Raw genomic sequence first — 19692 nt, forward strand, 5'->3', positions numbered from 1 at the left:
CCTGTCAGGGTAGACGGCAGAATCAAATGACTGTCCGTTCGTCTGTCATCGTTCTTCGTCGTCGCGGGAGGGTGTGACGCATGCGGTTGAGCTCACGGCTGAGCAGGCTGGACCGGAGGGTGTTCGCCATGGTGGCGAGCGCGAGGTTTCCCGGTCTCGAACGTGTCGTGCCCGCGCTGTCACGCGCGGCGGACAACTCCCTGCTGTGGGCCGGGGTGGCCGGAGCGTTCGCGGTCAGCGGGCGCCGGCCGTTGCGCCGCGCCGCGACCAGAGGGCTGCTCGCGGTCAGCCTGGCCAGCCCGCTGGTCAACCTGGTCGGCAAGCAGGTCTTCCGCCGGAGCCGGCCATCGGCAGAAGGGCTACCGCTCGCCCGGCTGATCAAGATGCCCACCTCGGCGTCGTTCCCCTCGGGCCACTCCGCCTCGGCGGCCGCCTTCGCCGCGGCCGTGGCGATGGAGGCGCCTCGCGCGGTCGCGGTCCCCGTCGCGCTTCTCGCGGCCGCCGTCTGCTTCTCCCGCGTCTACACCGGCGTGCACTATCCGGGCGACGTGCTCGCGGGGGCCGGGATCGGCGTGGCGGCGGGACTGGTCACCCGCCGCATCTGGCCCGACGCCGGAGAGGCGGGGCACGCCCGCGCCGCCCTCACGGCGCCCTCCGCGCTGCTCGACCCGGAGGGCGAGGGGGCGGTCGCCGTGGTCGACGGCGCGGCCGACGCCGCCGCGGGAACGGCGGAGACGCTACGCGCGGCCCTTCCCCGGGCCGAGGTCGTCGAGGTGGCGCCGGGTGCCGACCTCGGAGCCGCCGTGCGGGACGCCGCTTCGCGGGCCAAGGTGCTCGCGGTGGCCGGAGGGGACGCCGTGGTCAACCTCGCGGCACAGGAGACGGCGGGCGCGGCGACCCCGCTGCTGGTCGTCCCCACGGGCGTCCGCGGCCGATTCGCCCGCGCGCTCGGAGTCGAGACCGTGCAGGAGGCGGCTGAGGCGTACCGCAACGGTGACCTCGTGGCCGTCGACGTCGGCGAGGTCGCGGGCCGGACGTTCGTCAACTCCGTCAGTGTGGGCCTCTACCAGGCACTGGCGGAGAGCAGGGAGCGCCGGCAGAGCCGGATCGGCACGTGGCCCGCGCTGTTCTGGGCCATGGCCGAGGTCCTCGGCCCCGGGGGCGCGCGGCCGGTGGATCTCATCGTGGACGGTGTGCCCAGGCGTGTCTGGACGGTGTTCGTGGGCAACTGTCGTTACGAGGCACGCGGTGGTGCTCCCGCCAGGCGGCAACGCCTGGAAGACGGTCTGCTGGACATCCGCGTGCTCGCCGCCGCCGACCGGTTGCCCCGGGTGCGGGTGTTTCTCAGCCTGTTGGCCGCAAGGGTGAAGCTCTCACGCCACTACCAGCAGTGGCAGGCCGACACGCTGCGCCTCTCGGCTCCCTCGGGCCGGCTGCCGCTGGCGCGTGACGGTGAGACGTTCACGGTCACGGGCGAGGCGGAGTTCACCAAGCGCCCGCGCTCGCTCCTCGTGGTCCGGCCGTCCGGCTGAGATCCGGGTGACGTCTCGGCAGTGATCGGGATCCGCACCGGTCGCCGAGGGCGACCGGTGCGGAACATCCCGATCTGTTGACGCGGGCTCACTGCCGGAGCCGTCCCGATCATCGGGCGGGCGCCGGTGTTTCTAGCGGTCTCGGATGCATCTGGCGATGGTCTCCGAGGCTGTCGGTGGATCAGCCGCCGCCGCCGCCACCGCCACCGCCGCCGCCACCGCCGCCGCCACCGCCGCCGCCGCCGCCTCCGCCGCTACGGGGGCCGCCGCCGCCTCCGCCACCGCCTCCGCCGCCACGGGGGCCGCCGCCTCCGCCACCGCCTCCGCCGCCGCCGACGATGTTGGTGTTGGTGTTGACGTTGCTGACATTGGCGCCGCCTCCGCCGCCGCCTCCGCCACCTCCGCCGCCACCACCACCGCCACCTCCGCCGCCACCGCCTCCGCCGCCACCGCCGCCACCGCCGTGGCGCCTGGCGAAGCACCTCGCGGGATTCGCGTGTTCCCTGCAGGGCTTCTGAGCGGAGGTGAGGACGGTCGTGGTGGCCTCCTGTGCCACAGTGCCGGCACTGGCGGGTTGGGCCGACATCGCTACGGGGGCGGCGAGGGTTGAGACGACCATCGCACCGGCTGCGAGCATGTTCCTAAGGATGATCATGAGAGATCACTCCTGCCGAATCGGTGGAACCCTGGGAGATACCCGGGCTGCCAAGACGCCTGACCGGTATCGAGGACGACACCCGACCTGGCGTCCGGATCTGACTCACGCTAGGTGCGAAGCGTGAGAACGGTCATCTCAGGGAGGCAAAGGTAGCGGTTCAGTCTGATTGCCCTAGGGTTCCCGACAAGAATTAATCAAAGGCGTTTAATCACTCTGAGCTACACCTCAAGTGGCGAGGGTAGTTGTTTCCAAAGCTCTTCTGATCCGATGGCATGGTTTTCCGGGAACTCCTCATGGCGCGGGTGGCCTTCGGGGGTGAAAGACCCGGTTTAGGTAAGCACCTGGGCTTTTCGCCGTTTTCTTCCACGCACTCCGGCGAGAGTCGGGCCGAGGATGTTCACCCGTACTGGTCGGTATGAGGGGACATGTCAGCCTCCGCTCCTCCGGGTGGTGTGGGGGTAGATCATGTTGTCCCGGCCGTGGTGGCGGACATGACCTCGCGCCGCCATATCGGCCGCCGGGAAACAGCCGAAACCGGTTCGGGGCTCCAGATGGCGGAGGGTGCGGGAAAAGGCTTGACAGGACCAGAGGTGTGCTGTCATATTCCCCTCCCGCAGGAGGGGCCGTTGGGGTGCTGAGGCTTCGGACACCGCGTCGCATGAGCCGCCTTTCCGGCCCGGCGCGTATCCGACCTCGGCGGACCCTTTATTGTCCCGATGACGATTTCCTGCGGAATCCCAGTGGCGTCAGACAGCTCGCCCAGGCTCTGGAGGCCTATCGGGGCGCGCTCGTCGTGGTCAGCCACGACCTGCCGTTCCTGGGATCCGCCGGTGTCACCCGGTGGTTGTCCGTGAATCGGGAGGGGGGTTGGTGGAGACCACCGATTTTCCGGCACTGTTTGACGGACAATGATCGATGCGGCAATAGTTTGGTAAGTGACTACCCCCCGTATCCTCGCCTGTGCCGTGGCAACCCTGGTGGCCCTGACCGCCTGCACCGCGTCCTCTGACGAGAAGGTGGTCGGCCCGGCCACCGCGGGTGGTGTGGCCGGAGTGGGCCAGGGGGCCGGCGGCCGGGCCTCTTCGCCGCCCACCGGCTCACCCGCCACCTCACCCGTCGTCGTGACGCTGACGCCCGAGGAGTACCGGACCGAGTTGGAGAAGGCGCGCGGCCCGGTGCGTGCCGCGGTGAAGAAGCTGGCCGCGACCGGCGGGCTGAAGACCCTCGACAAGCGGCTGAAGCAGACCTCCACCGCGGTGGACGGCGCGGTGACCCGATTGGCCGAGCTGGCCCCTCCCGCGGAGGTGAAGGTCCAGCACGACGACTACGTCGAGGCCCTGCGCGCCCTGTCGGTCGCCTTCGGAGGCGCCCGCCGGGACGCCGAGGCACAGCGGTTCTGCACCGGCCCCGCCGTGCTGACCGGCATGGACAGAGCAGGGGAGCTGTCCGATGTGGAGAAGGCGGCCGACGCGCTGAGCGGATATCCGGCGAGCGTCATCTCGGTCAAGGCGCCCAAGCAGCGCACCCGCCGGCTGCCCAACGGCAGGTTCATCGCCTCCGAGGGCCGTCCGGGGCGCGCCTTCCTCGAACTGCGCAACGGCACCCGGCAGGACGCCGTCGTCGTCCTGGTGCGCGGCAAGCGGAAGGCGGTCACCGTGTACGTCAGAAAGAAGTCGAAGTTCAAGATCCGGGGGGTGCGGGACGGCAGCTACAAGATCTACTACACCTTCGGCAGCGACTGGGATTCCAAGGCCCGCAGCTTCACCCGGTCGTGCGACTTCGAGCAGTTCGGCAAGTCCGTGCGGTTCAGGACCGTCTACACCGCGGCCCAGATCCGCTGGACCGACTGGACGATCACCCTGCACGCCGTCATGGGGGGCACCGTGAAGCCAAAGCGGATCAAGCCGGGCGACTTCCCCGGCTGACCTGCTCCTCGGTGGGCCGCCACGGACGCGAAGACCGCGATCTCGTCGTGAGATCGCGGTCCCTGTGTTCCCCCGGCTCCGATCAGGTCGAGAAGAGCATCCCCACCCAGCTGCGCTGGCGGTGGTGACCGTAGTGACCGTGGTGCGGTGCACCCCAGGCGGGAGCTCCGTAGCCGGGAGCGCCGTGCACGGGCGGCGGCGGAGGAGGCGGCGGAGCAGCGTGGGACTGCTGTGACCACTGGCTCTCCATGCGGGTCAGCGTCTCAAGCTCGCCGTAGTCCAGGAAGATTCCGCGACAGCTCTCACACTGGTCGATGTGGACGCCGTTGCGCTCGTAGGTGCGCATGGCGCCCCGACACTTGGGGCACTGCATCTGGCTGGTCTCCTTTTTCGGGCGTGATTACCAAGTAACCACAACCTACTGCGTGGGCACAGCATGGCAGGCGCTTCTGTGTCGGACAATCCTCAGGCACGCCTCGACGAGGATCTCCTCGACCTCGTCCAGCGGGCGCCCCGCCCGCCTGGCGGTGGCCACCGCCGCCGCCGCGAGCTGTACGGTCATCGCCTGCGCGGGGATCTCCAGCCGTTCCCACGGGTCACCGTCCGGAGGGACGGCGCCCCCGCCCGCGGCGCGGTAGGCATCCAGGAAGCGGTGCCACACCTGCGGTTCCAGCAGCCCGGCCGCGAACCAGGCGGCAGGCCTGGACAGGTCCCACGCCTGGTCGCCGACGCCCAGGTCGTCGATGTCGATGAGGATCCACTCGTCCGGCGCGCGGACCATCTGGCCCATGTGCCAGTCGCCGTGGGTCAGGCCGCCGGGGCCCGCGGAAGGGGAGGGCAGGCAGCCGAAGGCCCGGCGTACCGCCAGTTCGGCGGCGGAGCGGTCGCCCAGGCGGGCGACGGTCGCGGCCACCCGGCTCGGCCCTCCCGCGGCTCCCAGCGGGGGCAGGGTCCGCGCGGGTACGGCGTGCAGCCGTGCCAGCAGCCGGGCGGCGGCCTCCCAGGGCGCCGCGTCCGGATCCTCGGGGTCCACCGGAGTCCCGGCCGGCCAGACGGTGACCAGCCGATCCCCGGCGGTCATGACCTCCTCGGTCACCGGCTGGAGCATGATCTGGCGCAGCGCCGGATGGGCGGTGGCCCGCATCCGCTCCACCAGTGGTTCCCGCTCCGCCCCCGGTGCGTGCGCCTTGACCACGACGGAGCCGGCCCGCATGATGATCACGTCCGGCCTGGTCGGCAGCACGGTGCCGGCCACACCGCCGTACTCGACGCCGATCCGGCGTAATGTGTCGATCAGATCGTCGCTGTCCACCGGGAAAGTGAACCACTCGATCCAGGATCTTGCCGAGCAGCCGCATAAAGTACGAGATATGAGGATCGGGTTTGCGGTGCCGGTGTCGGGGTCATGGGCGACGCCGGGCAACATGACGCGGGTGGCACGCCGGGCCGAGGAACTCGGCTACCACGAGGTGTGGACCTTCCAGCGTCTGCTCTATCCGCAGGGGCACGACATGGGCCCGATCTACCGCAGCGTGCACGACCCGGTGGTCACGCTCGCCTACCTGGCGGGGTTGACGAGCCGGATCAGGCTCGGGGTCGCGGTGCTCAACATACCGTTCGTCTCGCCCGCGCTGCTGGCCAAGCAGCTGGCCAGCCTGCAGGCGGTCTCCGGCGGGCGGCTGGACGTGGGACTCGGGCTGGGCTGGCTGCCCGAGGAGTTCGCCGCCTCGGGGGCGTCGTTCGAGCGGCGCGGGCGGCGCGGGGAGGAGTTCGTCCCGCTGTTGCGGCGCCTGTGGACGGAGGAGGTCGTGGAGCACAGCGGCGAGTTCTACGAGCTGCCGGCCGCGTACCAGGATCCCAAACCGCCCACCGTGCCGCCGATCCTGCTGGGCGGGTCGGCGGAGGTGGCGCTGAGGCGCGTCGGGCGGCTGGCGGACGGCTGGATCAGTTCGAGCCGCGAGGACCTCGACGAGATCGACAAGAAGATCTCCGTCGCCAAGGAGGCCGCTCGTGACGCCGGGCGCGATCCCGAGGCGCTGCGCTTCGTCACCCGGGGCGTCACCCGCATCCGCCCCTCGGGGACGGCCGGACGAGGGCCGCTGACCGGCTCGTTCGAGGAGATCAGGCAGGACGTCGACAGGCTGGCGGCCAAGGGCGTCACCGATGTCTTCCACGACCTCAACTTCGATCCGGAGATCGGATCGCCCGACGCCGACCCCGAGGAGTCGATGCGCAGGGCGGAGGCGGCACTGGAGGCACTCGCGCCCTGATCAAGCGTTTGGTTCGATAGGGGCATGAGGGCACAGGAGATGGCGGACCGGCTGGAGATCGGCGAGTTGCTCGCCAGGTACGCCTACGCGGTGGACACCGGAGACTGGGAACGGCTCGACCTGGTCTTCACCCCGGACGCGGTGATTGACTACACCTCGGCGGGCGGTATCAGGGGCAGCAGGGACGAGGCACGGCGATGGCTCGCCGAGGTGCTGCCGACCTGGCCGGGACGCCAGCACCTGATCGGGGTGATGACCATCAGGTTCGACGGGGACGAGGCGGCGGTCACCGCCTCGTTCACCGACACGCTCGCGCCGTCCAGGGAGATGATCGCCGCCGACACCGCAGGGCTCATCCGCGGCGGCGGCTGGTACCACCACCGCCTGGTCCGCACCATGTACGGCTGGCGGAGCAGAGAACTGATCGAGGAACAGACCTGGCGGACCGTGTGTTAGGCCATGGCCCCTAGGTCTTTCGCCCACCGTTCCCCGCCACGGCAAGATCCGCGGACAGGGGCCGGAGCGGGAACGGGTAGGGGCGGTCCGGTACCGTGCGGTGGCCGGAGGCCCGTTTGGGCGGCCGTTCAACTGCGCGATGCTCTGATGTGCGAGCCTGATGGCGCATTGTCGGCCTTGCCCTGCCATCCTGGTTCTCGTACATATACGGCCGGAACAGAGGAGAACGGTGGACGAGCGCAAGCCGATCGAGTGCTGGCTGTCGGACATGGACGGGGTCCTCGTCCATGAAGGACACCCGGTGCCCGGTGCAGACGAGTTCATCCGCCGGCTGCGCGAGTCCGGCAAGCGGTTCCTGGTCCTGACCAACAACTCCATATACACCCCGCGTGACCTCGCCGTACGACTGCGCGCGGCAGGCCTGGACATCCCGCCGGAGTCGATCTGGACCTCCGCGCTGGCCACCGCCAGGTTCCTGGACGGCCAGCGCCCCGGAGGCTCGGCGTACGTGGTCGGCGAGGCCGGCCTGACCACGGCCCTGCACGAGATCGGCTACGTGCTCACCGACATCGCCCCCGACTACGTGGTCCTGGGCGAGACCCGCACCTACAGCTTCACCCAGATCACCCGGGCGATCCGGCTGATCGAGGGCGGCGCCCGGTTCATCGCCACCAACCCCGACGCGGTCGGGCCTTCCAACGAGGGGTCGCTGCCCGCCTGCGGCGCGGTCGCCGCGATGATCACCAAGGCGACCGGGGTGGAGCCCTACTTCGTGGGCAAGCCCAACCCGATGATGATGCGCAGCGCGCTGCGGGCCATCGACGGCCACAGCGAGAGCACCGCGATGATCGGTGACCGGATGGACACCGACATCGTCTCCGGCATGGAGGCGGGACTGCACACGATCCTGGTGCTGACCGGGGTCGTCAGCAGGGACCAGATCGACCGCTACCCGTTCCGCCCCTCCCGGGTGGTCGACTCGGTCGCCGACCTGATCGAGCTGATCGACTAGGGCCTGCCTGCCGGGCGGGGAGTATTCCTGCCGTGATCTGTCAGGTATGGGTGCCATGCTGTCGCGCATGACACGTGTTTACCTGGAGATCGGTGCCAAGAAGGTCTTCGCCTGCTCGGTGGAGTGGCCGGGCTGGTGCCGGATCGGCAGATCCGAGGAGGAGGCGCTGGAGGCGCTGGTGACGTACGCGCCGCGCTACCGGGTCGTCGCGGAGCGGGCGGGGCTGCTCTTCGAGCCGGCGGACCCGGTGGTGGTGGAGCGGGCCAAGGGCGGCACCACCACGGACTTCGGGGCCATCGAGGCGATCCCCTCGCTCGACGCCGAACCGGTCGGCGAGGCGGAGGCCGCTCGGGCCGTCGCGTTGGTCGAGGCGGCCTGGAAGCTCTTCGGCGAGGCGGCCGCCGCCTCGCCGGAGGAACTGCGCAAGGGGCCGCGCGGCGGTGGCAGGGACCGCGACAAGATGGTCGCCCACGTCGTCGAGGCCGAGCGCGCGTACGCCCGCAAGGTCGGTGTCCGCCACAAGCCTCCACGCGAGCCCGCGGACCTGGCGGCGATGCGTGCCGACCTCGCCGAGGTGCTGTCCCGGCCCTCCGAAGGAGGGCCGCCGGTCCCCGGCGGCTGGCCCGTCCGCTACGCCGCCCGCCGCATCGCCTGGCACGTCCTCGACCACCTGTGGGAGATGGAGGACCGCCGGACCTAGTGCTCCTATGCCCGGGGCGAGCACGACCTGAAGCGCACCGAGCAGGGCTGGAAGCTGACCGGGGCGCGCGTTCGGCCCGTCCACCACACCGGCAACGCCAACCTCCTCGCGGACGTCGCGGTGATCACCAAGTGAGCGCCCACGAGCCCCAAGCCCGCACGATCACCTTCGAGCGCTTCGGGCCGGCCGACGTCCTCACCCTCACCTCGGCCGCGATACCGCGGCCGGGGCCGGGCGAGGCCGTGGTCGAGGTACGTGCCATTGGCGTCGACTTCATGGACGTCTCCACCCGCCTCGGCTTCAACCCGACCGTCCGACCGCCCGCGACGCCTGGCGTCGAGGGCTCAGGCGTCATCCGCGCACTGGGCCCCGGCACCGACGACCTCCACGTCGGCCGGCGCGTGGCCTGGTATCACGTGCCCGGCAGTTACACCACCCACCTCCTGGCCCCCGCCGCCGCACTCGTCCCGTCCCCGACGCGACCTGGAATCCCGCCACACCGTCGGCAAACTGATCATCGAACCCTGAACAGCGCCCGTCCCGAACGACCTCGAACCGAGCGCGGGCGGCGCCGACACCGGGGCCACCTGCGTCCACGCGGTGACGCCCCGTCCCGGCCGCCGCCGAACCAGCCTCCTTGGCGGATGACCCGGCCTCCGAGGCCGGCTTGAAGTACCGACGGACGTTCTCCGGCTTGCGATGCCACGACTTGGCGCCACCAGGTCGACGCCAGCAGTCCGACCCCGGCTGCGAACGCCGAAGCGTCCAAATGGCCGGCCCATGACCGCCGTCGCCATCGGTCCTCGGCCTCCGTGTCGCCCGCAACCGGAGCCCTTGGCCGTGCCTACTCGTCGTCCGGGTCCGATCTGGTCAGGCCGCGAAACAGCCGTCGACGTCACAGCTGACGCCGGTGCCCCTCACTCGCTCATGAATGAAAGACATCGGCTGTCAGCAGAGCGATGCCACCATCAACGGTCTGCCCTCTGCGGCTCAGTCATGGGCTCACTGACCTGATAGCCGCCAAATCGTTCACGGAGCGTCTTCTTCGAGAACTTGCCGACGCTGGTCTTGGGGATCTCGTCGATGAACTCCACCACGTCGGGTACCCACCATTTGGCGACCCGCTCGGTGAGGAACTGGAGGACTTCGCTGGAGGTGAGTGCCTCGCCTTCCTTGACCACGACCACTGCCAGCGGACGCTCTACCCAGTGTTCGTGCGGGATGGCGATCACCGCCGCCTCGGCGACCTTCGGGTACGCCATGATCGCGTTCTCCAGTTCGACCGATCCGATCCACTCGCCGCCGGACTTGATCAGGTCCTTGGTACGGTCGACCAGCCGGACCGAGCCGTGGCGGTCGATCGTGGCGACGTCGCCGGTGCGCAACCAGCCGTCCTCGGTGAACTGCGCACCGCCGCCCTCAGCGCGGTAGTACTCCTTGGCGACCCACGGCCCTGCCGCCTGTACCTCGCCGGTGGCCGTGTCGTCCCACGGCTGCGGCTCGCCGGTCTCGGGGTCGCAGATGCGCAGCTCGACCAGCGGTGCGGCCAAGCCCTGCCGGGCGCGTACGTCGTCACGCTCGTCCTCCGGCAGGGCGGCGTGCTGGGTGCCGGGCCGGGCGATGGTAGCGATTGGGCTGGTCTCGGTCATCCCCCATGCCTGCAGGATCGGCACGCCGATGGCCTCGCGGTAGGCCGCCGACAGCGCCTTCGGCACCGCCGACCCGCCGCACAGGATCGTGCGCAGCGACGACAGGTCGTGCTCGGTGAGCAGCGGCTGGATGCCCATCCAGATGGTGGGCACGCCGCCGGTGACGGTCACCTTGTGCCGCTCCAGCAGCGAGGCGATCGCGTGCGGGGTCATGTTCGAGCCCGGGAAGACGAAGGACGCGCCCGCCAGCAGCGCGCCGTACGGCAGGCCCCAGGCGCCTGCGTGGAACATCGGGACGACCGGCAGCACCACGTCGCGTTCCGACAGCGCCGCCGGGCCGTCGGCGATCAGCGTCATCAGCGAGTGCAGCACCGTCGAGCGGTGGCTGTAGACCACCCCTTTCGGGTTGCCGGTGGTGCCGGAGGTGTAGCACATCGCGGCGGCGGTGTTCTCGTCGGCGATGTGGAAGGTGCCGCTGTACGGCTGCGCCGCGGACAGCAACTGCTCGTAGTCGGCGATGCGGGGGTCGTCGGGGATCGGGGCGTCGGATCCGTCGTCGATCACCACGCAAGTGCGCACGGTCTCCAATCGGTCGGTCAGCGGCCACAGCACGGGTAACAGCGAGCGGTCGACGAAGACGACCTCGTCCTCGGCATGGTTGACGATGTAGACCAACTGGTCGGGAAACAGCCGGATGTTGAGGGTGTGCAGCACTCGGCCGGTGCACGGCGCCGCCAGGTACAGCTCCAGATGCCGGGCGGTGTTCCAGCAGAATGTGCCGACCCGCCCGTCCGCGCTGACGCCCAGCATGTCCAGCACGGTGGCGAGCCTGCGCACCCGCGCGCACATGTCGGCGATCGTCGTCGTGGTCTCGCCGGAGGCCTCGGCCGTGATGATCGTCTTGTGGCCGAAGTACTGCTCGGCGCGGTGGAAGAGGTGGGGTAGGGCGAGCGGGCGGTCCTGCATGAGTCCGAGCATCGCTACTCCTGAGTCGGCTCGCGGATGATGACGGGGAGGGTGACCCTGCTTGGATACGAGGGGCCGTGGTGGATCCGGTTGAGCGCGACAGCCATCTCCGGCTCGTGCTCACGGGTGATCACGCCGCCGGTGCCCGAATTGCGGTCGAAGCGCGGGAAGTTGCTGCTGGAGATCTCCACCAGGATCCGGTGCCCCGGCAGGAATACGTTCGAGGTCGCCAGCAGGTCCACGGTGATCTCGTAGACGACGCCTGGCTCCATCAGCTCCGGCTTCTCCAGCGAGTCGCGGTAGCGCATCCGCTGGATGCCGTCGCACAGGTTGATCGCGCGGCCGTCCGGGTGGACGTCGACCAGCTTGACCGTGAAGTCGGTGTCGACCACCGACGACGACACGAACAAGGTCGCCGACACGGGTCCGGTCACCTCCACGGCCTCATCGAGGACGCCGCTGCTGAAGCACAGCACGTCGTCACGGCTCTGGACCGGGCGCTGATCGGTGGGGCCGTTGAAGCCGGTCGGCCGCATGACGGAGCCGCCCAGAGTCGGCACCGGCCGGTGCGGGTCGTAGAGGTAGGCATCGGTGAAGTTACTCTCGGGCTTATCCGAGGTCAGCGACCCGGAACCGACCGCGGTGTTGGCGGGACCGGAGCCGTCCAGGAAGTAGGGGATGTATCGGGTGTCGGGTAACGGCCAGCCCTGTTCGTCACGCCACTGGTCGATGCCCATAACGAAGATCCGGACCGGCGCCATGCTGTCGAGCGCATCCTTCCGGCCGCGCAGCCACCGGTCGAAGAACGCCAGATGCGCACCCGTCATGTCGGCCGCCTCAGGTGAGGCGCCTATCCCGAAGCTGCGGTCGGGAAAGACCCCGCTCACCGTGGTGTGGCTCCATGGCCCGATGATCAGCCGCTGTCCCTCGCGCGCCTCGGCCGTTCCGCCGCGCTGTTTCATCTCGGCGTAAGCGCGGATGGTTTCGCCCAGGAACGGGTCGTACCAGCCGCCGATGTTCAACGCCGGCACCGTGATGGAGGCCGCCCTGTCCAGCGCCGACAGCTCCTGCCAGACGTCGTCGCGATCCGGGTGGTCCATCGCCTGATCGAAGATCCATGGCAGGTACTTCGCCAGCAGCGGATGCTCCGCCGTCGGCGTGGCCGCCACCAACGCGTCCATGTCGTTCAGCGCCTCGCTCAGCCCGACCAGGTCGGCCGCCTCTCCCTTGCCGGAGCGCAGCCTTCGCGTCACGTCGTTGGCGCTCATGAGCGAGGTGAAGGTCAAGATGGTGTCCAGGGAGAAGGCGCCGCCCGGCGAGTAGTACGGGGCGCGGTAGAGGTCCGCGGAGGTGATCGCCGGGGCGATCGCCTTCAAGCCGGGCACGCCGGTGGCGGCGACCTGCCACTGCACCATCCCGAGGTAGGACACGCCCCAGGTGCCGATGTTGCCGTCGCACCAGTCCTGCCCGGTCAGCCAGGTCACGGTGTCCGCGCCGTCGGCGGACTCGTTGACGTGCGGGGTGTGGTCGCCGGCGGAGTTGAAGGTGCCGCGGCACTCCTGGACGACGACGGCGTAGCCGTTCTCGACGAGGGTGAAGATGTTGGGCGAGGTGAACCCGTAGTTGGCCAGCACGTGCTTGCCGTACGGATTGCGCACCAGCAGGACCGGGACCGGGCCGCCGGTCTGCGGGAGCCAGATGTCGGTGGCGAGCTCGGCGCCGTCGCGCATGGGCACCGGCACGTCGACCGAGACGCTGTACCTCACGGGTGCACCACCTCGACCAGGTCCCGCCTGCGCACCAGCGCCCAGACGAGGTCGGCGAGCTCGTCCGGGTCGATCACCGGCAGGTCGACCGCCAGCCGCATGTCGCCTGAGCGCACGGCCTGGTGGGCCTCGCTGCGATCGATGAGCGCGCGCACCGCCACCGCGCCCGCGTAGACGCCGTGCTCTGCCAGCTCGTCGTGCAGGGTGTGGATGTAGTTGCGGGCGGCGGCCAGCACCGGGACCGGTCCGGACAGGCCCGCCGACGGCTCGAGCACCGAGTAGCCGTACCCCGTCACGATGGCGCCGGCACGGCGTTCGAGCATCTCTGGCAGCACCGCGTGCACCAGCTCGACCGGGGTCAGCAGGTACAGGTCGACCCAGTCGCGCAGCGTGGCCGCGTCGAGCTCGGCGGCGGGGATGAGGGTGGCGGGGCTGAACGGCGAGTACACCACGGCGTCGATCCGCCCGAAGCGCGCCCTGATGGACGCGACCAGAGCCGGGACGTCTTCGGTGCGACGCAGGTCCGCGACGAACGCCGCCGCCTCGATGCCGTCGGCGGCCAGCTCGGCGACCAGCTGGTCCAAGGGTTCGCGGCGCCGGGCGACCAGCGCGACTCGGTAGCCCTCTTGGCCGAAGCGGCGGGCGAGCGAGAGGCCCATCCCGCCTCCGGCGCCGAATACGGCGATGGTCTTGGCCATGTCACGGCCTCCCACAATGGTAAGTTGAGACGTGTTCTCAAGTTTCTTGCGATGCTAACACTAACTTGAGGAGCATCGTCAAGTTAGCCTTTGGGAGGTTTCATGCGCGCGGATGCTCGCCGCAACCTGGAAAAACTCAAGAGCGCCGCGGTCGAGGTGTTCCAGGAACGTGGCCTGAGCGTGCCCCTGGAGGAGATCGCCCAGCGCGCCGGGGTCAGCATCGGGACGCTGTACAACCGGTTCGAAAGCCGTCAGGAACTGATCGACGTGGTCGTCCCGGATCTCGCCGCGGCCAAGCTGGGCCAAGCAATGCAGCGGGCGCGGGAGCAGACCAGTCCGTGGCAGCGGTTCGCCGTCTACATCGAGGAGATGTGCGCACTCCAGGCCGCCGATACCGCACTCAACGACATCATCGCCCGCTCCTACCAGGACGCCACGGCGCTGGCAGCGATCTGCGACGAGTCCGTGACCTTCGGCACCAGGCTCATCACCGAGGCCCAGGCCGACGGCTCACTACGTCCTGACCTCACCCCCGACGACGTCTTCGTGATGTTCTGGCTGAACGCCCACCTGACCCGCACCACCAGCGCCGCCGCCCCCGACGCCTGGCGGCGTCATATCGCCCTCCTCCTGGACGGCCTTCGCACCAGCGCCGCAACCCAGCTGCCGACTGGCCCCGACAGCGTGGCCGCTGCTCTGCCCGTGATGCTCACCGGCGGTGCACCACGGCGACGTGAAGGTGTCGAACGGTGATGGGGGTGTTCAAGTTGTCCCACACCAGCACCAGTGGCTCAAACAGTGCTCCGTTCCTCAGCGGAGGTTGCGAACGCGCTGCAGGGAAACCGAGATTGTCGGGCCTGCCTTCCTGATGCCAGGACCGGGGTGGATCTGTACTTCCGGTAAGGAACGTCGCACTGGTCCTGTCCCGTGATCATGTAACTGGGTGTCGGAGCCAGATCCTGATGGAGGCGACGTCAAGAGTGCCCTGGTAGATGATGGCTCTCTTGTCGTAGCGGGTGGCGACGGCACGGTACTGGCGGAGCTTGTTGACGCACCGCTCCACGGTGTTGCGCTCCTTGTAGGCCTCCCGGTCGAAGGCCGGCGGCCGTCCCCCCTTGGAACCGAGTCTCTGCCGGTTGTCCTGCTGGTCCTTCTTGACCGGGATGACGGTCTTGATACCACGCCTCCGCAGGTAGTGGCGGTTGGCGCGGGAGGAGTACGCCTTGTCCGCCATCGCCCGGGCTGGGCGCGTGCGCGGTCGCCCGAGGCCACGACGTCGGATGCGGATGGCCTCCATCAGTGCAATGAACTGCGGGCAGTCAGCGTGCTGGCCGGGGGTGAGGATGCGGGCGATGGGGCGGCAACGCCGATCGGCCACCAGATGAATCTTGGTCGACAGCCCGCCCCGCGACCGGCCGAGGGCTTCTCGCCCCGACGTTACCCGTTCGTGATCTTTCCGGTCCCCTTTGACAGTGCGTCCTTGGCCGGAGCATGCCGAGCGCCGGCCGCGTGCTGATGAGCGCGCACCACCGTGGAATCGACGCTGACCGTCCAGTCCTCGCCCTCAGCCTCATCACACCCCGCGCGCAGCCCGTCCAGGATCCGCTCCCACGTGCCATCCAGCGACCAGCGGCGATGCCGGTTGTAGACCGTCTTCCACCTGCCATAGCAGGTCGGCAGGTCACGCCACGGACTGCTCGTCCGGGTCCGCCAGAAGATCCCGTTGATCACCGTGCGATGGTCATTCCACTGCGCACCCCAGCCTGTGCTCACCGGCAGCAGCGGCTGCAGCCACGCCCACTCCTCATCGGTCAGATCATGACGCTTCAGACGCTCCTCATCCACACAGATGATCTACACCAGACGACAGCACAAACACCGATAGGCCCTAGGCTCGGTCTATGCCGCGACAGGTGATGATCTGGCTAGTTCTGGCCCTGGTACTCGCGGGCTGCGAAGATCGACCGCGCCCCGAGCGCCGTCTGACACCGCCAACCTCCGCACCGCCAACCTCCGCACCGCTCCCGGTGTCCACGCCTCGTGAGGGCAAAGGCAGCCGACTAGCAGACGACGTCAACAGCGATGGCTACGCGGACCTGGTCGTCGAGTTCCGCTCTAGAAATCGGACGCATCTCACGGTCATCTATGGCTCGTCAAGAGGGCTCGATCCCTCGAAGCGGACGGTCGTGTCACCCGACAGGTTCGCCTCCTGGCTGATCGGCAGCGGGATCAGGGCCGACCTCGATGGCGACGGCTTCGGCGACCTGCTGGCCTACGGGAGTATCCCCGGCCGCGACAAGCAGCAGCGTCCGCACATCTTCTGGGGCGGCCCGCGCGGCCTCGACGCCCGGACACCGCCCACCCCGATCCAGGCGCCGGTGACGAACCGCCTGGCGAGCCATCGGACCGTTGCGGGCGACTTCAACGGCGACGGCGCGGCTGACGTGGCGATGTCCAGCCCCCACGGCGACGACGATGGCGGCGCTGACCTGGCCGTCCTCTACGGTCCGTTCAGCCGCGCGGCGGTTCCCGCCCGGCACACCATCCAGCCGTCGCCGACCGGCGAGGAGCTCTGGCGAATGACCGTGGACAGGGTCGACGGGCGACGCCCGACGGGGCTGGTCGTGTACGAGGGCGACGACGGCGAGCAGACCGCCGGCTGGCTGCTTACGGCCGGACCCGACGGCCTGTCGAAGCAGGGCCGCAGGCTCAACGAGGGCATGGCCGCGGCGTTCGGCGACTTCGACGGCGACGGCGCCCGAGACGTCGCCGTCGGCGATGACGGCGGCCGCAACAATGAGCCCGGCTTCGAGACGGAACCACCCTCGGTCGACAAGACGCTGACCATCTATTACGGCGACGGTCGGCAGGCTGTGTTCAAGGGCATTGCGGGTCCTGCGGTCTCCGGCGACTTCGACGGGGACGGCCATGACGACCTCGCCTTCGGCGGGGTGGTCCCTTCATGGAATCTAACCTCATACATCCCAGCGCGGATCTTCTGGGGTGGATCTGACGGTCTGCGAGCCGGCGAGAACGTCGATGGGGTGGGCCGGGCCGCGCCGCTGGCGGCGGGAGATTACGACGGCGACGGGGACGACGAGCTCGCCTTCGCCCACCGTGACGACGACCTCAAGATCGTGATAACAGACGGCAAGAGGGCGCTGGCCAGCTTCGACACTCTAAGCCTGGGCTTATAGCGCCCCCTCATCAGGTGACGAACGATCGGTGATGCGTCCTGCTCGAACACGGCGACCTCGTCACTCCCCACCGTCTCGAACCTTTGTGCAGCGCCACATCGTAGGGGGCCGAGCATCTGGCCGCTCTTAATTGCGTCGATCACGAAGAATGCCACGTCACGGTGGCTGATCATCCCGGCGAGGTAGTTCCAGGCTCCGCAGATGCTCTTGCCCGACCTCGTCTTCCCCAGGATCTTCACATGGTCGCTGATGATGTGGCCCGACCTCGTCCAGGCCCTGCCAGAGGCCGGGGCGCAGAGGCTCTGCCATGGAGGCACCCAGCCGCCCATGATCACGGGACAGGACCTAGCCCTCGGTGGCCTTCGCCGTTCCGGATGCCACGTGGGTGAACCGCCGGGTTCTCGCGAATCTTCGCGGGAAGTCCTCCGCCACGGCCCGATCCCGTCCAGTCATCGCATCATTCTGATCATCGTGTGAAATAGCACGATGTGATGGGTGTTGTGGAAAAAGTCATGGTCCGGCCACGTGGCCGGACCCGCCTGCCGGAGGTGATCCCGGCGGTGGTGGCGACGGTGATCGGCCTCTGGGGCATCGCCACCCCCTCGTTCTGGCGGGACGAGTCGGTCAGCGTGCTGGCCGCCGCGATGCCCATCGGCGACCTGTGGAACCTGCTCGACAGCATCGACCGGGTGCACGCGCTTTACTACCTCATGCTCCGGCCGATCGCCGCGATCTCGACCGGAGAGACGGCCATGCGCCTGCCCTCGGTCCTCGCCACGGCCGCCGCCGCGTACGGCATCGCGGTTCTGGGCGGGAGGCTCGCCACTCCGCGGGCGGGCCTGCTGGCCGGACTGTGCTACGCCGCGCTGCCGATGGTGAGCCGGTACGCCCAGGAGACCCGGAGCTACGCCATCGTGACGGCGGTGGCCGTGCTGGCGACCTGGGTGCTCATCGAGGCGACGCGCCGATCGAGCCGCCGGTGGTACCTGGGCTACGCGGCCTGCCTGGTGCTGCTCGGCTGGCTGCACGTCTACGCCCTGCTCCTGGTCGTCGCGCACGCGGTGACGGTGGCAGTGTGGCACCGCCGCGATGACGTCTCGTCCACCGAGGCGTCCCGCCGAGGCATCGCGCCGGTGGTGTCGCCTCGTCGTGATTCCTCGTCGGTGACCGCGCCCCGCCCAGGGATCGCGCGGTTCGCCGGGGCGCTGACGGTGGCCGGGACCGGGATCGCCCCGCTCGCGCTTCTCGCGGCCGGTCAGCGCGAGGCCCAGCTGTCGTGGTTGCAATCGCCGGAGTTCGTCGACGTCGCCAGGTTCGGGAAGGAGATCGCGGGCAGCGCGTGGCCGGTGTTGCCCCTGGCCGCCCTCGTGATCTTCGGGGCGATCTCCGGCGGGCGGCTGACCGGGGTCGCGCTGCCCTGGGCGCTGCTGCCGTTGCTGTCCATGGCGATCTCGCAGATCCATCCGGTCTACCGAACTGTGGGCCAGTGCTCCGGTGTTCACACTGGGGGTGAAGGCCCACGCGGAAGTGCCCGCCAGGGCGCGAGCGTGCCCTGGCCTTGCGTGCCCGTGAGCAGGCCGGCTCACGCGGGTCGCCGCTGCTGTTCGATGTAGTGCTTGAGGACCGTGAGCGGTGCGCCGCCCACGCTTGCGGCGACGTAGGAGCCGGACCGGAAATGCCCGCCCTACAGGGGGCGGCGGACGTGAGCGCCGTACTCCTTGCGCGGCATCCGTGCCGAGACGTCCTTCGGTGAGTTGACGAGCCTGGAGGGGGCGACCTTCGGCGGGTAGTGGACCAGCAGATGGACGTGGACGTGGTCGTGGTCGCCGTTGAACTCGCGAGGTTCGACCTCGAAGTCGGCGCGGACCTCGCGCATCAGTTCCTCGCGGTGGACCGGCATCGGGCCGGTGAACACCCCACGCCGGTACTTCGTCACGAACACCACGTGTGCGTAGAGGTGGTGGACAACATGGCGTCTGGTGCGCATCTCGGGTTGGATTCCACGGCGGTGACGTAAACCGTAAGGATACGATCACGGCGTGGAGTTGGTGAAACGCAACCGGGCGCACAAGGCGCGGCTTGATCTCAGTGCGGCCCAGGTGGCTGTGCTGGACGCTCAGGCGCATACCGCCCGCGCGCTGTGGAACCTGCTGCATGAGTACTTCACCTTCCGCCAGGGCCGGTTCGCGACGGTGAAGGACTGCGACGCGGCGATCCGCACAGCCCGCCGCGAGATCGACTGGATGGGACAACTGCCCGCCCAGGCGGCGCAAGCGGTGCTGAAAACGTATCGGCAGGCGTGGGCGAATTTCTTCAACCCCGACCATCCCGCTAAGCGGCCCACGTTCAAGGGCCGGCTACGGACCCGGTTGGCCGTGGACGTCCCGCAGGCCCGTGATCTGCAGATCAAGCGGATCAACCGGCGCTGGGGCGCGATCAACCTGCCCAAGGTCGGGCGGGTACGGTTTCGGTGGACCAAGGACCTGCCCGGCCTCACCAGGGGCGGTCCTGCCGGGCGGATCACCGGGGCACGGCTGGTCAAGGACGCCCACGGCTGGCAGGTCGTGTTCCGCACCGAGACCCTGGCCGAACCCGCTGCCGCCCACCAGGGCCCGCGGGTCGGCATCGACCGGGGCATCACCGTCGCCTTGGCCCTGTCGGACGGCACCATGCGTGAGCACGCACCCTGGCTTCGCACCGGCGAGAGGGAACACCTGCGCCGGCTGGAGAAGAAAGCGGCTCGCCGGCGGCGCACCCGGCCTCGTGCGGAGCCGGCCTCGCGTCGGCTGGCCCGCACCTACGACCAGATCGCCCGGCTGCGCGCGAGAGCCAAGCGCCGAGCCGTCGACTGGCAGCACCAGAC

General features: G+C 69.4%; 18 protein-coding genes and 1 pseudogene. 11 read left to right on the forward strand and 8 right to left on the reverse strand.

Annotation, left to right across the window (positions count from 1 at the left end; genetic code table 11):
- The first annotated feature begins 80 nt into the window (after window positions 1-80).
- Complete coding sequence (locus ABT130_RS35375; RefSeq protein ID WP_350963026.1) at window positions 81-1532, forward strand: bifunctional phosphatase PAP2/diacylglycerol kinase family protein; 1452 nt, start codon at window positions 81-83, stop codon at window positions 1530-1532.
- A gap of 132 nt (window positions 1533-1664) precedes the next feature.
- On the opposite strand, the gene ABT130_RS35380 is transcribed toward ABT130_RS35375, so the two are convergent.
- Window positions 1665-1991, reverse strand: coding sequence for a hypothetical protein (locus tag ABT130_RS35380; protein ID WP_350963029.1), 327 nt, complete (start codon window positions 1989-1991; stop codon window positions 1665-1667).
- 1134 nt (window positions 1992-3125) lie between these two features.
- On the opposite strand from ABT130_RS35380, the gene ABT130_RS35385 reads away from it, so the two are divergent.
- Window positions 3126-4115, forward strand: coding sequence for a hypothetical protein (locus ABT130_RS35385; RefSeq protein WP_350963032.1), 990 nt, complete (start codon window positions 3126-3128; stop codon window positions 4113-4115).
- A gap of 82 nt (window positions 4116-4197) precedes the next feature.
- On the opposite strand, the gene ABT130_RS35390 is transcribed toward ABT130_RS35385, so the two are convergent.
- Both ABT130_RS35390 and ABT130_RS35395 read right to left on the reverse strand, forming a co-directional pair.
- Window positions 4198-4488, reverse strand: coding sequence for a TFIIB-type zinc ribbon-containing protein (locus ABT130_RS35390; protein ID WP_350919669.1), 291 nt, complete (start codon window positions 4486-4488; stop codon window positions 4198-4200).
- 45 nt (window positions 4489-4533) lie between these two features.
- Complete coding sequence (locus ABT130_RS35395) at window positions 4534-5427, reverse strand: phosphotransferase family protein (protein ID WP_350963034.1); 894 nt, start codon at window positions 5425-5427, stop codon at window positions 4534-4536.
- A 58-nt stretch (window positions 5428-5485) separates the two neighbouring features.
- Here ABT130_RS35395 and ABT130_RS35400 point away from each other — a divergent pair, with 58 nt between their 5' ends.
- The 5 genes from ABT130_RS35400 to ABT130_RS35420 all read left to right on the forward strand — a co-directional run bounded on the left by ABT130_RS35400 (window position 5486) and on the right by ABT130_RS35420 (window position 9224).
- Window positions 5486-6385 (forward strand): TIGR03619 family F420-dependent LLM class oxidoreductase, encoded by a 900-nt coding sequence (locus ABT130_RS35400; protein ID WP_350919663.1) that lies wholly within the window; start codon window positions 5486-5488, stop codon window positions 6383-6385.
- Between the two features lie 24 nt (window positions 6386-6409).
- Window positions 6410-6841, forward strand: coding sequence for a nuclear transport factor 2 family protein (locus tag ABT130_RS35405; protein WP_350963037.1), 432 nt, complete (start codon window positions 6410-6412; stop codon window positions 6839-6841).
- Window positions 6842-7070: 229 nt separating this feature from the next.
- Window positions 7071-7853, forward strand: coding sequence for an HAD-IIA family hydrolase (locus ABT130_RS35410; protein WP_350963040.1), 783 nt, complete (start codon window positions 7071-7073; stop codon window positions 7851-7853).
- Window positions 7854-7920: 67 nt separating this feature from the next.
- Complete coding sequence (locus ABT130_RS35415; RefSeq protein WP_350919657.1) at window positions 7921-8553, forward strand: hypothetical protein; 633 nt, start codon at window positions 7921-7923, stop codon at window positions 8551-8553.
- Window positions 8554-8684: 131 nt separating this feature from the next.
- Complete coding sequence (locus tag ABT130_RS35420; protein ID WP_350963043.1) at window positions 8685-9224, forward strand: alcohol dehydrogenase catalytic domain-containing protein; 540 nt, start codon at window positions 8685-8687, stop codon at window positions 9222-9224.
- Window positions 9225-9521: 297 nt separating this feature from the next.
- Here ABT130_RS35420 and ABT130_RS35425 read toward each other — a convergent pair whose 3' ends face one another.
- The 3 genes from ABT130_RS35425 to ABT130_RS35435 are packed head-to-tail and all read right to left on the reverse strand — an operon-like array spanning window position 9522 to window position 13632.
- A complete protein-coding gene (locus ABT130_RS35425) occupies window positions 9522-11180 on the reverse strand; it encodes a long-chain fatty acid--CoA ligase (protein WP_350963046.1) in 1659 nt (552 codons plus the stop codon).
- Between the two features lie 2 nt (window positions 11181-11182).
- Entirely contained in the window at window positions 11183-12934 is a 1752-nt protein-coding gene (locus tag ABT130_RS35430; RefSeq protein WP_350963049.1) for a CocE/NonD family hydrolase, read from the reverse strand.
- Window positions 12931-13632 carry an SDR family NAD(P)-dependent oxidoreductase gene (locus ABT130_RS35435; protein ID WP_350963052.1) on the reverse strand — a complete coding sequence of 234 codons (702 nt, stop codon included), beginning with the start codon at window positions 13630-13632 and terminating at the stop codon, window positions 12931-12933. Before ABT130_RS35435 ends, ABT130_RS35430 begins: the two co-directional genes overlap by 4 nt.
- 102 nt (window positions 13633-13734) lie before the next feature.
- Between ABT130_RS35435 and ABT130_RS35440 the strand changes: the two genes are divergently transcribed.
- Complete coding sequence (locus tag ABT130_RS35440; protein WP_350963055.1) at window positions 13735-14385, forward strand: TetR/AcrR family transcriptional regulator; 651 nt, start codon at window positions 13735-13737, stop codon at window positions 14383-14385.
- A gap of 178 nt (window positions 14386-14563) precedes the next feature.
- Here ABT130_RS35440 and ABT130_RS35445 read toward each other — a convergent pair.
- A protein-coding gene (locus ABT130_RS35445; RefSeq protein ID WP_350963065.1) for an IS5 family transposase occupies window positions 14564-15462 on the reverse strand; the annotation gives its coding sequence in 2 pieces (ribosomal slippage) (window positions 14564-15082 and window positions 15085-15462; 897 coding nt in all).
- A gap of 356 nt (window positions 15463-15818) precedes the next feature.
- Here ABT130_RS35445 and ABT130_RS35450 point away from each other — a divergent pair.
- Both ABT130_RS35450 and ABT130_RS35455 read left to right on the forward strand, forming a co-directional pair.
- The gene (locus ABT130_RS35450) at window positions 15819-16829 is read left to right on the forward strand and encodes an FG-GAP-like repeat-containing protein (protein ID WP_350963058.1); all 1011 of its coding nucleotides are present in this window, start codon (window positions 15819-15821) and stop codon (window positions 16827-16829) included.
- Window positions 16830-17320: 491 nt separating this feature from the next.
- Window positions 17321-18442: a glycosyltransferase family 39 protein gene (locus ABT130_RS35455; protein ID WP_350963060.1), complete on the forward strand. Its 1122-nt coding sequence runs from the start codon at window positions 17321-17323 to the stop codon at window positions 18440-18442.
- On the opposite strand, the pseudogene tnpA reads toward ABT130_RS35455, so the two are convergent.
- Window positions 18412-18816, reverse strand: a pseudogene (tnpA, locus tag ABT130_RS35460) (IS200/IS605 family transposase). The gene ABT130_RS35455 and the pseudogene tnpA sit on opposite strands and share 31 nt — an antisense overlap.
- 52 nt (window positions 18817-18868) lie before the next feature.
- Here tnpA and ABT130_RS35465 point away from each other — a divergent pair.
- Window positions 18869-19692: RNA-guided endonuclease InsQ/TnpB family protein (locus ABT130_RS35465; RefSeq protein WP_350963063.1), on the forward strand; the 824-nt coding region annotated here is incomplete at its 3' end.

It is taken from the genome of Streptosporangium sp. NPDC001681, from assembly GCF_040298085.1.
Classification (GTDB): domain Bacteria; phylum Actinomycetota; class Actinomycetes; order Streptosporangiales; family Streptosporangiaceae; genus Streptosporangium.

Coding starts and splice junctions, on each gene's coding strand:
- ABT130_RS35375 (WP_350963026.1), top strand. CDS start 81: ATGCGGTTGAGCTCACGGCTGAGCAGGCTGGACCGGAGGGTGTTCGCC.
- ABT130_RS35425 (WP_350963046.1), bottom strand. CDS start 11,180: ATGCTCGGACTCATGCAGGACCGCCCGCTCGCCCTACCCCACCTCTTC.
- ABT130_RS35435 (WP_350963052.1), bottom strand. CDS start 13,632: ATGGCCAAGACCATCGCCGTATTCGGCGCCGGAGGCGGGATGGGCCTC.
- ABT130_RS35390 (WP_350919669.1), bottom strand. CDS start 4,488: ATGCAGTGCCCCAAGTGTCGGGGCGCCATGCGCACCTACGAGCGCAAC.
- ABT130_RS35455 (WP_350963060.1), top strand. CDS start 17,321: ATGGGTGTTGTGGAAAAAGTCATGGTCCGGCCACGTGGCCGGACCCGC.
- ABT130_RS35405 (WP_350963037.1), top strand. CDS start 6,410: ATGAGGGCACAGGAGATGGCGGACCGGCTGGAGATCGGCGAGTTGCTC.
- ABT130_RS35415 (WP_350919657.1), top strand. CDS start 7,921: ATGACACGTGTTTACCTGGAGATCGGTGCCAAGAAGGTCTTCGCCTGC.
- ABT130_RS35440 (WP_350963055.1), top strand. CDS start 13,735: ATGCGCGCGGATGCTCGCCGCAACCTGGAAAAACTCAAGAGCGCCGCG.
- ABT130_RS35400 (WP_350919663.1), top strand. CDS start 5,486: ATGAGGATCGGGTTTGCGGTGCCGGTGTCGGGGTCATGGGCGACGCCG.